Origin of the sequence: Bradyrhizobium sp. i1.15.2, assembly GCF_040548425.1 — a bacterium.
Lineage (GTDB): Bacteria > Pseudomonadota > Alphaproteobacteria > Rhizobiales > Xanthobacteraceae > Bradyrhizobium > Bradyrhizobium canariense.
In genome coordinates, this window is sequence record NZ_JBEPRQ010000017.1 from 45978 (window position 1) to 59263 (window position 13286).

Here is a 13286-nt window from a genome sequence, read left to right on the forward strand (position 1 = left end):
TCTTTGCCAAATCGGATAGCGAGGGTTTGAATGCTGGAATGGCTGGATCCAAGCGGACTAGGGCCGCTTGTGAGTACACGTCCTAGCTAGCCCGCCTGCCCTTTCGCATCGTCGCCAGCACGATGTCGGCGGCGAGCACGCTCGGCGATTTGTTGCCGGTCGACATGATCGTATCGAGCTGGGCGAACGCTTCCACCTGCTGCCGGCGCAGTGGTGAATCGGTCAGAAGCTCCGAGAGCGCGGGCGCCAGCTTCTCCGGCGTGCAGTCTTCCTGCAGGAACTCCGGGATGACATCCTTGCCGATCACGAGATTGGCGAGGATCACCGAAGAGACGCGGATCGCGCGGCGCAGGATGAAGGCTTCGATCGCACCGACGCGATAGGCCGTCACCATCGGGATGCCCGATAGCGCGAGCTCCAGCGTCACCGTGCCGGATTTTGCCAGGGCCGCGCGCGCGATGCGGAAGGCGGCGCGCTTCTCGTTCTCGCCGACCACGATCTGAGGCTTGACCGGCCAGTTCGCGATGCCTTCGCGAATACTGGCTTCGAGATGCGGCATGGTCGGCAGCATCAGTTCGAACGCGCGGCCGTCCGTCTGCAATCGGCCGAGCGTCGCGCCGAACACGTCGAGATGGTGCCTGATCTCGCTGCGGCGGCTGCCGGGCAATACCAGCAACACCGGCGGCTCGCCGCCGCGACGCGCCTGCTCGTCGGCGTTCGGCCGCAACGAGGGCAATTGCTCGATCAGGGGATGGCCGACATAGCTGCATGGCGGACCGCCGAGCTTGCGATATTCCTCCGGCTCGAACGGCAACAGGCCGAGCACATGGTCGACATAGCCGAGCATGGTCCGCGCCCGCCCCGGCCGCCAGGCCCAGAGCTGCGGCGAGACGTAGTCGACGATCGGGATCGCCGGATTGCGCGCCCGCACGCGGCGGGCGACACGGTGGGTGAAGTCGGGGCTGTCGATGATGACGAGCGCGTCCGGCGCGGCTTCGGTCACGGCCTCCGCGGTCTCGCGGATCAGCCGCAGGATCTTCGGCAGTTGCTGCACGACCGCGGCGAAGCCCACGATCGAGAGCTGCTCGATCGGAAACAGCGTCTCCAGCCCCTGGCGCGCCATGGTGTGGCCGCCGACGCCCACGAACTGCACGCCGTCGCCGAGGCGCTGGCGCAGCACCTTCATCAAGGCGCTGCCGAGCCGGTCGCCGGATTCCTCCGTGGCGATCAGGAAGATCTTGCGCTTGGGATCGCGGCCTTGCATCACGCCGGCAGGCCGATGACGAAGAGATATTTGGCGTCGGCGAGCGCGATCATTGCCTGCGGCTCGGCGGCGATGGTGTTGCCCGCGACGACGGCAATGCCTGCGAGCCCTGCGGCGGCGACACCCTCGAGAGTGCGCGGGCCGATCGTCGGCAGGTCGAAGCGCAGATCCTGCCCGCTCTTTGGGACCTTCACCAGCACGCCCCGCCCGGTGGCGGCGCGGATGCGGCCCTCTTCGCGCAGCCGTGCCACCCGCGCGAGCAGCGCATCGGTGCCCTCGATGTCCTCGACCGCCACCACATGGCCGTCGATCACGACCGCAGCCTGGCCGATGTCGAACGGACCGAGCGCGGTCAGCACCGCGCGTCCGCGCTCGATGTCGGTCTTGCCGGTGTCGCTCGGCCAGGCGCGGCTGATGCAGCCCTCGGGCATCAAGAGCTCGGGCGCGACATCCTTGATGCCGACCATGCGAAAGCCGCCCTGCTCGAGAATGCGTCCGACGCCGGACAACAAATGATCGTCGCCGCCGCGGAAGGCGCGGATGACATTGCCGAGCAGCCGGAGCGTCGTGAAGTCGACCCGGACCTCGGAGAGCGAAGGCCGTACCAGCGTGCCGATGAAGATCAGGTCGCGGCAGCCCTCCTCGCGAAACAGCCGCATGGCACGGCCGAGCTGGCCGACCGAGATCCAGCGATGGCGGAAGTTTTCCACCCGTGCCGGATCACAGGCGCCCCGAAGGGGAAACAACACCGGCGTGATGCCGCGGGCGGCGAGCGATTCGGCAACCGCGAACGGCATCGCGCCGCCGCCAGCGACCACGCCGACCGGCGATGAAATCTCCGAAGCCGCCGATGTCATGCCCGGGGCCATCCCATCATCACTTCGCGATGGCGGGAAGACAGAGCGGGCGCTTGCCCTTGCCGATGAAGTCGAGGATTTCGGCGATCGCCGGATCTTCACCGGCGAGCGGCCGCGCCGCCTCCAGGCGTTCGGCAAAGGTCGCGGGACCATGGAAAAGTTTCTGGTAGAACGCGCGTACGGTCGCAAGCCGCTGCTTGGTGAACTTGCGCCGCTTCATGCCGATCAGGTTGAGGCTCTCAAGCACCGCATATTGGCCGTTGACCAGCCCGTACGGGATGACGTCGTCGCGCACGCCGCAGACACCGCCAACCATCACATAGGGGCCGATGCGGGTGAACTGATGCACTGCGGACAGGCCGCCGATATAGACGGCGTCACCGATCTCGCAATGGCCGCCAAGCGTCGCCGAGGTTGCGAAGATCACGTTGTTGCCGACCATGCAGTCATGCCCGACATGACTGTTGTTCATGAAATAGCAGTCGTTGCCGACGCGCGTCAGGCCACCGCCCTTGATGGTGCCGACATTCATGGTCGCGCCTTCGCGGATGGTGCAGCCCGAGCCGACCTCAAGCTTCGTAGGCTCGCCCTTGTAGCTGAGATCCTGGGGCGCCCCGCCCAGCACCGCGAACGGCGAGATCACGCAGCCATCTCCGATCGAGGTGTGGCCGATGACGGTGACCTGTCCGATCAGCTTGCAGTTGCTGCCGATCACGACATGCGCACCGATGATGCAATAGGGTCCGATCTCGGTGCCCTCGCCGATCACGGCGCCGTCCGCGATCCGTGCGGTGGGATCAATCTTACTCATCAAGCAATCTGACTCATCAAGAAGGTCTGATTAGGTGTTGAAGTCGCTCGGTTTTCCGCTGGTTAGCGCGACTATGCCCGATCTGTCCAGTGACGTATGATCTCTCCGTGTTTCAGGTGCCGGATGAGGCAGCCTTCCCGGTTCGTCAACAAGTTCACGCGGAGCTTCAGGTATCGTGGTCAGGGCCCTGGCACTTCTATTCGCACAGCTCGCGGCCGCGCCGATCGTATCCGAGACGATCGAGACCGCCGAACACCGCCTCGTCGATCTCAAGACATACGAATGCCGCGACATTACCCGCAGCACAGTGCTTCAGCGGGTCTGTTACGACCGTGCGCAGCAGGCCCTCATCGTGGCTGTGGATGGCGTTTATGACGGCTATTGCGGCGTGCCGGTCGACACGGTCGAGCGCCTGCTGGGCGCACCGTCCATGGGAAAGTTCTTCAACCAGAACATCAAGCGCGAGGTCAGCGGCGGCCGGTACGCTTGTCCTGCACGCGAGCGTATCCAGAGAAGTTGATCCCGCTCAGTCGGTCAGCATGGCGCCGACGTCGGCCTCCGCAACCACCTGGCCATTGACCTTGGCGTCGCCGTGAAACCACCACATGGCTTTGCGGCGGCCGATCGAGCGCATGTGATATTCGATGGTATCGCCGGGCAGCACCGGCTTGCGGAACTTGCACTTGTCGATGGTCAGGAAATAGACCGCGCGCGGCTTGTCGGTGCCCTCGACCGATTTGATGCCGATCACACCGGCAGTCTGCGCCATCGCTTCGATCATCATGACGCCGGGGTAGACCGGGCGATCGGGAAAATGGCCCTGGAACGGCGGTTCGTTGAAGGTGACGTTCTTGATGCCGATGCCGCTGTAATCGGTGCGGATGTTGATCACGCGATCGATCAGCAGCATCGGAAAACGGTGCGGGAGCGTTTGCAGGATCATGTTGATGTCCACAAGCTCGAACCTGACCGGTGCTTCGTCCGTCACTCCCGTTCCTCCTGCTTCGGATCGGCCTTGCTGTCGCGCGCCAGGCGCTCGACCGCCAAAATTTCCTTGAACCACTGCCGGGTCGGCTTGGCAAAAAACCCGCCCCAGCGTCCGTTGGGAGGAACGTCGTCCTTGACGCCGCTCATGGCAGTGACCTGAGCTCCATCCCCGATCTTGACGTGATTGTTGATGCCCACCTTCGCTCCCAGCGCCACGTTGTCGCCGAGGGTGAGGCTGCCGGCAAGGCCGATCTGGGCTGCCAGCAGGCAGTGCCGGCCAATGGTCACATTGTGGCCGATCTGGACCTGATTGTCGATTTTGGTCCCCTCGCCGATCACGGTGTCGCGCAAGGACCCGCGATCAATGGTGGTGCCGGCGCCGACCTCCACGTTGTTCTGAATCAGCACGCGGCCGGTCTGGGGCACTTTCAGGTGGCCCTCGGGGCCGAAGAAGATGAAGCCGTAGCCGTCCTGGCCGATGGAGCAGCCGGGATGGATCAGCACATCGTTGCCGATCAGCGCGCACTGGATGGCGGTGCGTGCGCCGACATTGCAGTCCCGGCCGATCTTGACGCCCGGGCCGATCACGGCCCCCACACCGATCACCGTGCCACTGCCGATCTCCACGTCAGGACCGATCACGGCCAGGGGATCGACGATCACGCCGTCCTCAAGCCTGGCGGTGGGGTCGATGATGGCCGACGTCGCGATGCCGTCGTTGCCGGTCCAGGATTGCGGCCGGAGCGCGTCGCCGTGCCACTCCCGCGCGATCCTGACGAAGGCGCGGAACGGCTGTGGCGCCCGCAGCACGGCGACGTGCGCGGGCACCCGGGCCTCGAAGCGTGGGCTCACCAGGCAAGCACCGGCCTTGGTCGCCTTGAGCTCATCGGCATATTTGAGATTGTCGAAGAACGTCAGGTGCATCGGGCCGGCTTCGTCGAGCGAAGCAAGACCCCTGATGATTTGGCCGCCCCTGGCGGGATCGACCAGCTCCGCCTTGGTCAGCGTGGCTATGTCGGCCAGCGCTGAGGCGGGCGGCTGTGTGAAGAAGGTCGGCTGCGCCATTCCACCCCGTCGCGGTCCGGCTTCGGCATGAAGCGGCCAAGCCGCATCATGCCTCATCTCCTGGATTGGCACGATCCCTTTCGGAAACGGGATCCCGTGGTCCGGATCGTGCCGTGCTGTTCGAATTAGAAAGAGGTGCCGCCGCCGAACCGGAACTCCTGCGTACGGTCGTACTTGCCCTTGGTCAGCGGCACGGCGTAGTCGAAGCGCAGCGGACCGAACGGCGAGGCCCAGATCAAGCCGACGCCGACCGACGACCGGACCGCATTGCCGTTGTCATACACCAGGCCGGTGCAGGTTCCAGCCGAAGCTGGATTGACGGTCGACGGCGTGCAGCTCGAGTTCTTGGTCGTGGTCATTTCGTTGGTCACCGACCATGTCGTCGGGCCCTGATAGTCGAACAGCCCGCCAGCGTCGGCGTAGACGGCGCCCTTCAGACCCACTTCCTTGGGCAGGAACCAGAACGGCATCTGCAATTCGAGCGAAGCACCCCAATATTTGGTGCCGCCAAGCGCGTCCTGCGTACCGAAGGGGTTCAAATCGCGCGGTCCGATGCCGTTCGGGGCAAAGCCGCGGACGAGGTTCGGGCCCATCTGGAAGTGATCGAGCATGCGCAGATCGCTGCCCATCTTGTTCAGCATGCCGCCCTGGATGCGAGCGAGGCCGACGATATCGGACACCAGCGGAGTGTAGTACTTCGCGTCCACCACAGTCTTCAGGTAGGAGACGTCGCCGCCGACACCGGCGAAGTCCTGCCGGAAATCGACCAGCAGACCGTCGGTGGGGTTCTTGTTATTGTCGAGCGTGTTGTAGGACAGCGAATAGCCGAGCGCCGAGGTCAGGGTCTTGCCGTTGGCAAGTTCCTTGCGCACCGGCAGCGAGGCTTCACCGTCGCTGTAGCAGCCGAGGCCGTTGGTGGAGCTCAGGTCGATGCCATTTGCATTGGCGAAGGCCGGGCTCGGATTGAAAGCCGCCGAACCCACATTGTTGTTACAGTTCGCCAGGTAGGACGGCAGCGTGATTTCCTGCCGGTAGATCGAGTAGCGCACCTGCAGCGACAGATCTTCACGCAGCGAGAATCCGAGCCGCGGCGAGAAGCCGAGCGTCTTGGTGCCGTAGGAGATGTAGCTGTTGGACTTCTGCTCACGCTGATAGAGGTCGAGACCCAGCGCGACCCGGTAATCGAGCAAATAGGGTTCGACGAACGACAGCGAGTAGCCGCGGGCATACTGGCCGTAGGTCACCGCCGCCTTGGCGAACAGGCCGCGGCCGAGCAAATTGCGTTCGGACACCGAGACTTCGGCCAGCGCGCCGTCGGTGGTGGAGTAACCACCCGAGACCGAGAAATCGCCGGTCGATTTCTCTTCCATGTCCACGAGCAGGATCACGCGGTCGCTCGACGAGCCGGGCTCCGTCGTGATCTTCACGCTCTTGAAATAGTCGAGGTTCTTCAAGCGGCGCTCGGCACGGTCGACCAGCGCGCGGTTGTAGGCATCACCCTCGGAGACGTCGAACTCGCGACGAATCACGTAGTCGCGCGTGCGGGTGTTGCCGCGCAAGTTGATGCGCTCGATATAGGTGCGCGGGCCCTCGTCGATGTTGAACACGACCGACACGGTGTGCGCCTCGAAGTTGCGGTCGCCGCCGGGACGGACCACGGCGAACGCATAACCGCGCCGCGAGGCTTCGATCTGCATCTCCTCGACCGATTTCTCGACCGATTCGACGTTGTAGAGGGAGCCGACATTGACGCGCGAATAGTTGCGCATCGAGGTGGGATCGAAGTTCGGAATGCTGGAGCGGAAGTCGATCGAGCCGACCCGGTATTGGGAGCCTTCCTCGATCTTGAAGGTAACGTTGAAGCCCTTCTTCTCCGGATCGTATTCGGTGAGCGCGGCCACGACCTGGACGTCGGCGAAACCGTTCTTGAGATAGAAGCGGCGGATCAGGTCGCGGTCGGCCTCGACGCGATCGGGATCGTAGATGTCGCTGCTGGCGAGGAAGCTCAGCAGGTTCGATTCGTGCGTCTTGATGACGTCGCGCAGGCGGTACGACGAGTACGCGTTGTTGCCGACGAACTCGATCGACTTGACGCCGGTCTTGGCGCCCTCCTCGACCGTGAAGACGAGATCGACGCGGTTGTTCGGCTGCTCGATGACTTCAGGCGTGACGCGGACGTCGTAGCGGCCGGAACGGCGATAGATTTCGGCGATTCGCAGCGTGTCGGACTGCACCATGGCGCGGGAGAAGGTGCCGCGCGCCTTGGACTGGACTTCACCAGTGAGCTGCTCGTCCTTGATCTTCTTGTTGCCCTCGAAGGCAATGCGGCCGATCACCGGGTTTTCCACCACGGAGACGACGATCTGGCCACCGGCACCGCGGTTGATCCTGACGTCCTGGAACAGGCCGGTCTCGATCAACGCCTTGAGGCCGTCGTCGATAGCGCCTTGATCGAGGCGACCGCCGGGACCCGGCTTGAAATAGGAGCGGATCGTCTCCACCTCGACCCTGCGATTTCCTTCAACGGAAATCGACTGCACGGTCTGAGCAAGCGCAGACGAAGACACAAAGGCAGCCCCAACCGGGGCAAGCACCGGCGCGCCGAACATGATCAGGGTTGCGAGCAAGCCCCCCCGGAGTCGCAGTCCAAACTTCATTGCGCAACGCGCCCTTATCATTCCGTACCAGACCCAACCCCGGTCTGGAGATTCCCCAAGTTCAAGCCGCTTGTAGACAATTTCACCGACGCCGCAAACGGTCGAGCGCGCCGTAATTTCATTTTCATTCCAAGACGTTGCCCAAGAGCAACGCCCGACAACGCCACAAAAAAGCCCCTATCAGGATGAGGCCATCCGGAGGATGTCGTTATAGGTCGCAAACACCATCAACATCAGCACCAAGCCGAGCCCGATTCGGAACCCCATCTCCTGAGTCCGCTCGGACAGGGGCCGACCACGGGCGACCTCCGCCGCATAGAACATAAGGTGACCGCCATCGAGCAGCGGGATCGGGAACAGATTCAACAGACCGATCGACACCGACAGCACCGCGCAGAGGTTGATCACGAACTGGAACCCGGCGCTGGCCGCCTGCCCCGACATCTTGGCAATGCCGAGCACGCCGCTGACCTCGTTCGGATTGCCGTTCCCCACGAACAACGAGCCCAGGAACTTGAAGGTGCTGGTGATGATGAACCAGACCTGTTCAACCCCGATCTTGAGCGCTTCGCCGACGCCGACCGGCGAAGTCGAGACCTCTCCGGCCTGAGACTTGTGCTCGATGCCGAGCACGCCGAGACGGTGGCTGTTGCCGAAGGGATCCTTGCGCTCGAGCAGCGCCGGCGTCGCGGTCAGCGACACGATGGTGCCGTCCCTCTTGACCTGGAAGGCAAGCGGCGAACCGGCATTCATCGCAACCATGCGCTGCATATCGGCAAAGCTTTCGATCGGCTTGCCATCGATCTGGACGACGACGTCGCCGATCTTGAAGCCGGCTGCCGCCGCAGCACCGTCGGCGACGACACCGTCGACGCGCGCGATCGTGCTCGGCTTGCCGTAATACAGCGCCATGCCGGCGAAGATCAGCGCGCCCAGGATGAAATTGGCGATCGGTCCGGCGGCAACGATGGCGGCGCGCGGGCCGACCTTCTTATGATGGAAGCTGCCGGCGCGCTCCTCGGCCGTCATGGCCGCAAGCTTCTCGGACGACGGCGTCGAAGCCTCGCTCTCGTCGCCGAAGAACTTGACGTAGCCGCCGAGCGGGATCGCCGAGATCTTCCACCGGGTGCCATGACGGTCGTTGAAGCCGACCAGCTCAGGTCCGAAACCGAGCGAAAAAGTTAACACGCGAACGCCTGCCCAGCGCGCGACCAGGAAATGGCCGAGCTCATGGAAGAACACGACGATAGTCAGGACGAACAGGAAGGGAACCGCGTAGCCGAGGAGCCCATGGCTCAACGTATTGAAACTATGGACGAAAAAGTCAATCATCGAATTCCCTCATCCAGCGCCGCAAGGCCCTGGCCCCGAACCATCTAGGATGCCTTTAAGGCAATTTGAGGCAATAGGGCGGCAGCCCTATTTCGCGCAACATGGTCAACAGCGATTGCATCGTCCGCTGACGTCAGCGGGGCCTGGTTCCCGCCACGAACCCAGTCGTCCAGCGTCGCCTCAACCAGCCGGGCAATCGCGCCGAACCGGATCTTGCCCGCGATGAAGGCCGCGACCGCGACCTCGTTGGCGGCGTTGTAGACGGTGGTCGCCCCCTTCCCGGTCCGGAGCGAATCGAAGGCCAGGCGCAGGCCGGGGAAGCGCTCGAAATCCGGCGCCTCGAAGGTCAATTGGCCGATCTTGGCCAGATCGAGCTTGGCGGCGGGACCCTTGATGCGGTCGGGCCAGCCGAGGCAATGCGCGATCGGCGTGCGCATGTCGGGTGCGCCGAGCTGGGCCACGACCGAGCGATCGGAGAACTCGACCATGCCGTGGATGATTGACTGCGGATGAACGAGGACGTCGATCTCGTCGGGCGAGAGCGCGAACAGATAGGAAGCCTCGATCACCTCGAGCCCTTTGTTCATCATCGAGGCGGAATCGATCGTGATCTTCTGGCCCATGCTCCAGTTCGGATGCTTCAGGGCTTGCTCGAGTGTCGCCTGCTCGATGTCGGCAGGCTTCCAGGTCCGGAACGGGCCGCCGGAGGCCGTGATGATGACACGGACGAGCTCGTCGCGATTGCCCGAGGCGAGTGCCTGGAACAGCGCATTGTGCTCGGAATCCGCAGGCAGGATGCAGGCGCCCGCTTTCGCCGCGCGCTGCATAAAGAAATCGCCGGCGCAGACGAGACATTCCTTGTTCGCAAGCGCGACATGCGCGCCGCGGTCGACCGCCGCCAGTGCCGGCTTCAGCCCGGCCGCGCCACTCACGGCGGCCATCACCCAATCGGCCGGACGCGCGCCGGCCTCGATCACTGCGCTTTCACCGGCGCCGCATTCGGTGCCGGTGCCCGCGAGCGCGGCCTTGAGCTCGGCAAATTTTGAGGTGTCGGCGATCGCGACGAAGCGCGCCGAAAACTCCTTGGCGAGCTTTGCCAGCGCTTCGACATTGCTGTTCGCCGTCAGCGCCTCGACACGGTAGCGCTCGGGAGAGGCGCGCAGCAGATCCATCGTGCTGTCGCCGATCGAGCCGGTGGCGCCGAGAACCGTGACGCTGCGGACGGTCGATGCCGCAGCCTTGTTGTTACGCAATGGAACCGCGCTCATATGTTCACCAAACCATAAGACCGCTTCCGGCGCTATGCACACCATGGCGAAGGAAGCCGATAATCCATGCCACCAGGATGGCAGCGACAAAACCGTCCAGACGGTCCAATAGGCCGCCGTGGCCGGGAATTAAGTGACTGGAATCCTTGACATCGAAGCGCCGCTTGACCGCGGATTCGAACAGATCGCCGCAGGCCGACACGACCGACAGCACCGCGGCGACGAGCAGCAATGGAACTATCTTTCCAAGCCCGCAAGCGGCAAAGCCGGCCGCGACCAAAAGGCTTGCGGCAAAGCCGCCGAGCGCCCCTGCCCAGGTCTTCTTCGGGCTGACGCGCGGCCACAGCTTCGGTCCGCCAATGCCGCGGCCGGCGAAATAGCCGCCGATATCGGTCGCCCACACCACGAGCAGCACGAACATCAGCGCGGCGAAGCCGTTCACGAGATCCTTCCGCAGCAGGATCGAGGCCAGTAGCGCCGCCGACGCATAGGCGAATCCGGAGGCCGCCCAGACGAACTTGCCCCGCGCGATCACCGTCACGATCGCCCCGCCAATCAAGCCGGTGATGATTGCGGTCTTCAGCGCGCCGAAGGCAACGCACAAGCCCATCGTGGCGATGACGATCGTTCCCGCCCCGGTCAGCGCGGTCGAGCCTGCGCCCACCACCATCAGCCATTCCGCGAACAGTCCGATCGACACCAGGGTGACGAGAAGCGCCCACAGCCAGCCGCCGGCATAAGCGAGCGCAATGGCGAGCGGCGCCAGCACCAGCGCTGCGAGGATTCGCATCACGAGATTGCTCGGGGCAGGCTGAGAGCCGGCCGGTGCGGAGTCGGGTTCGCTCACGAGGCGGTTTTCGCGACCAGGCCGCCGAAACGGCGCTCGCGCCTGGCGAATTCGGCGATTGCGCCTTCCAGCGCCGCCTTGTCGAAATCGGGCCAGTGAATCGGCACGAAGACGAGCTCGCTATAGGCGGCCTGCCACATCAGGAAGTTCGACAGCCGCTGCTCGCCACTGGTGCGGATGATGAGATCGGGGTCGGGAATGTCGGGCGCGTCGAGATGCGCCCCCAATGTCTCGGCATCGATCGTGTCGGGATTGCGCCGGCCCTCGGCGACTTCGCGCGCGAGCTTCTGCGCCGCCTTCGCGATCTCGTGCCGCGAGCCGTAATTGAAGGCGACGACGAGCGTGAGGCGCGTGTTATCGCGCGTCAGCTCCTCCGCCTCGTTGAGAAGCGCGCAGATGTCGCCCTCCAGCCCCTCCCGCTCGCCGATGATACGTACCCTGACGCCGTCGCGATGCAGGCTCGCCAGATCATTGCGGATGAAGCGGCGCAACAGGCCGAACAGATCGCCGATCTCGCTCGCCGGGCGCGACCAGTTTTCCGAGCTGAAGGAGAAGATGGTGAGATAGCGGATGCCAAGCTCATGCGACGCGCGAACCACGCGGCGCAGGGCCTCCACGCCGCGGCGATGGCCTTCCGCCCGTGGCAAGCCGCGCGCGGCCGCCCAACGTCCGTTGCCATCCATGATGATGGCGACATGCGCAGGCGCATCGGACCGATCGGGTCCTTCCGTTGCGGGCGCGGCGGCGTTGGACATGAGGCTGCCTTAAAGCATGATCCGGAAGAGTGCGACGCGGTTTTCCGAAAAGATCATGCGCGAACAATAACCTAAAGCGCGATCCATCGCGTTTAGACGGTGAGGATTTCTTTTTCCTTGGCGGCCAGCAACTGGTCGATCTCGGAGATCGTGCCGTCGGTCGCCTTCTGCACCTCGTCGGCGTGACGCTTCTGATCGTCCTCGGACATCTCGTGATTCTTCTCGAGCTTCTTGAGAACGTCGAGACCGTCGCGGCGGACATGGCGCGCGGCGACTTTGGCGGCTTCCGCATATTTGTGCGCGACCTTGACGAGCTCCTTGCGACGCTCCTCGTTGAGCTCGGGGATGCGCAGGCGCAGCACCTGGCCTTCGGTCGCCGGCGACAGGCCGAGATTGGAATCGACGATCGCCTTTTCCACCGCCTTGACCATCGACTTGTCCCAGACCTGCACCGAGATCAGGCGCGGCTCCGGCACGCTGACGGTGGCGAGCTGGTTCAGCGGCATGTGGCTGCCATAGGCGTCGACCTGCACCGGATCGAGCATCGAGGCGGAGGCGCGACCGGTGCGCAGGCCGCCAAGTTCGTGCTTGAGCGACTGGATCGCCCCCTGCATGCGGCGCTTCACTTCGTTGAGATCGAAATTATCCGTGGCCATCACGTTTCTCCTTCAAAATCCCGGCGACCTCTCCGCACCCCTTCTCTTAGGGTGCAACGACAAGCCGTCAGCCGGCGACAATGGTTCCGTGGCCGCCGCCACGCAGTACAGCGCCGATCGAACCCGGCTCCGCAATCGAGAACACGATGATAGGCAGCGACGTCTCGCGGGCAAGTGCGAAGGCGGTCGCATCCATCACCTTGTAGCCACCCTCGATCGCCTGCGAATGCGTCAGACGGTCGAATCGCGTCGCCGTCGGGTCCTTCTTCGGGTCGGCCGAGTAGACGCCGTCGACATTGGTCGCCTTCAGCACCGCCTGGGCGCCGATCTCGGCCGCACGCAGCACCGCGGTCGTGTCGGTGGTGAAGAACGGATTACCGGTTCCGCCACCCAGCAACACGATCCGGCCCTCGGCGAGGTATTTGTGTGCCGCGGTGCGGGTGAACAGTTCGGAAATCTCGGGCATGACAAAGGCCGACAGCGTGCGCGCAGGCGTGCCCTTGCGCTCGATCGTGGCCTCCAGCGCGAGGCAGTTCATCATCGTCGCGAGCATGCCCATGGTGTCGCCGGTCGGGCGCGACACGCCGCGCGAGGAGACCTCGACGCCGCGAAAGAGATTGCCGCCGCCGATCACGACGGCGACTTCGGTACCGAGATGGCGGGCTGCGATCAGATCGTCGGCGACCCGGTCAATGGTCGGCTGATCGATGCCAAAACCCTGCGATCCGGCGAGATATTCGCCGGACAGCTTGATCACGACGCGACGATAGACCGGATCAGTCATGAG

The 13286-nt window shown here is 64.1% G+C and carries 13 protein-coding genes; 1 reads left to right on the forward strand and 12 read right to left on the reverse strand.

Annotation, left to right across the window (positions count from 1 at the left end):
• Window positions 1–82: 82 nt before the first annotated feature.
• The 3 genes from lpxB to lpxA are packed head-to-tail and all read right to left on the reverse strand — an operon-like array spanning window position 83 to window position 2932.
• The gene (gene lpxB, locus ABIB80_RS25995; RefSeq protein ID WP_088941263.1) at window positions 83–1267 is read right to left on the reverse strand and encodes a lipid-A-disaccharide synthase; all 1185 of its coding nucleotides are present in this window, start codon (window positions 1265–1267) and stop codon (window positions 83–85) included.
• On the reverse strand, window positions 1264–2121 hold the full coding sequence (locus ABIB80_RS26000; RefSeq protein ID WP_007603641.1) for an LpxI family protein: 858 nt from the start codon (window positions 2119–2121) through the stop codon (window positions 1264–1266). The genes lpxB and ABIB80_RS26000 overlap by 4 nt, the downstream gene beginning before the upstream one ends.
• Window positions 2122–2140: 19 nt before the next feature.
• Complete coding sequence (gene lpxA, locus ABIB80_RS26005; RefSeq protein WP_007603640.1) at window positions 2141–2932, reverse strand: acyl-ACP--UDP-N-acetylglucosamine O-acyltransferase; 792 nt, start codon at window positions 2930–2932, stop codon at window positions 2141–2143.
• Between the two features lie 175 nt (window positions 2933–3107).
• Here lpxA and ABIB80_RS26010 point away from each other — a divergent pair, with 175 nt between their 5' ends.
• Window positions 3108–3452 (forward strand): KTSC domain-containing protein, encoded by a 345-nt coding sequence (locus tag ABIB80_RS26010; RefSeq protein ID WP_007603639.1) that lies wholly within the window; start codon window positions 3108–3110, stop codon window positions 3450–3452.
• Window positions 3453–3458: 6 nt separating this feature from the next.
• On the opposite strand, the gene fabZ is transcribed toward ABIB80_RS26010, so the two are convergent.
• From fabZ to pyrH, 9 genes are all read right to left on the reverse strand, one after another.
• Window positions 3459–3875 carry a 3-hydroxyacyl-ACP dehydratase FabZ gene (gene fabZ, locus ABIB80_RS26015; protein ID WP_051058562.1) on the reverse strand — a complete coding sequence of 139 codons (417 nt, stop codon included), beginning with the start codon at window positions 3873–3875 and terminating at the stop codon, window positions 3459–3461.
• Between the two features lie 41 nt (window positions 3876–3916).
• Complete coding sequence (gene lpxD / locus ABIB80_RS26020; RefSeq protein ID WP_007603634.1) at window positions 3917–4984, reverse strand: UDP-3-O-(3-hydroxymyristoyl)glucosamine N-acyltransferase; 1068 nt, start codon at window positions 4982–4984, stop codon at window positions 3917–3919.
• A 125-nt stretch (window positions 4985–5109) separates the two neighbouring features.
• Window positions 5110–7641, reverse strand: a complete 2532-nt coding sequence (bamA, locus tag ABIB80_RS26025) for an outer membrane protein assembly factor BamA (RefSeq protein WP_007603633.1) — start codon at window positions 7639–7641, stop codon at window positions 5110–5112.
• 180 nt (window positions 7642–7821) lie between these two features.
• Window positions 7822–8973, reverse strand: a complete 1152-nt coding sequence (gene rseP / locus ABIB80_RS26030; protein ID WP_106945001.1) for an RIP metalloprotease RseP — start codon at window positions 8971–8973, stop codon at window positions 7822–7824.
• Between the two features lie 44 nt (window positions 8974–9017).
• Window positions 9018–10241, reverse strand: coding sequence for a 1-deoxy-D-xylulose-5-phosphate reductoisomerase (gene dxr / locus ABIB80_RS26035; protein WP_219682195.1), 1224 nt, complete (start codon window positions 10239–10241; stop codon window positions 9018–9020).
• 4 nt (window positions 10242–10245) lie between these two features.
• A complete protein-coding gene (locus ABIB80_RS26040; RefSeq protein ID WP_219682196.1) occupies window positions 10246–11088 on the reverse strand; it encodes a phosphatidate cytidylyltransferase in 843 nt (280 codons plus the stop codon).
• Window positions 11085–11843: an isoprenyl transferase gene (locus ABIB80_RS26045; RefSeq protein ID WP_219682197.1), complete on the reverse strand. Its 759-nt coding sequence runs from the start codon at window positions 11841–11843 to the stop codon at window positions 11085–11087. Before ABIB80_RS26045 ends, ABIB80_RS26040 begins: the two co-directional genes overlap by 4 nt.
• A gap of 92 nt (window positions 11844–11935) precedes the next feature.
• Window positions 11936–12499 carry a ribosome recycling factor gene (gene frr / locus ABIB80_RS26050; RefSeq protein WP_007603628.1) on the reverse strand — a complete coding sequence of 188 codons (564 nt, stop codon included), beginning with the start codon at window positions 12497–12499 and terminating at the stop codon, window positions 11936–11938.
• A gap of 67 nt (window positions 12500–12566) precedes the next feature.
• Window positions 12567–13283 carry a UMP kinase gene (gene pyrH, locus ABIB80_RS26055; protein ID WP_007603627.1) on the reverse strand — a complete coding sequence of 239 codons (717 nt, stop codon included), beginning with the start codon at window positions 13281–13283 and terminating at the stop codon, window positions 12567–12569.
• Between the last annotated feature and the right edge of the window lie 3 nt (window positions 13284–13286).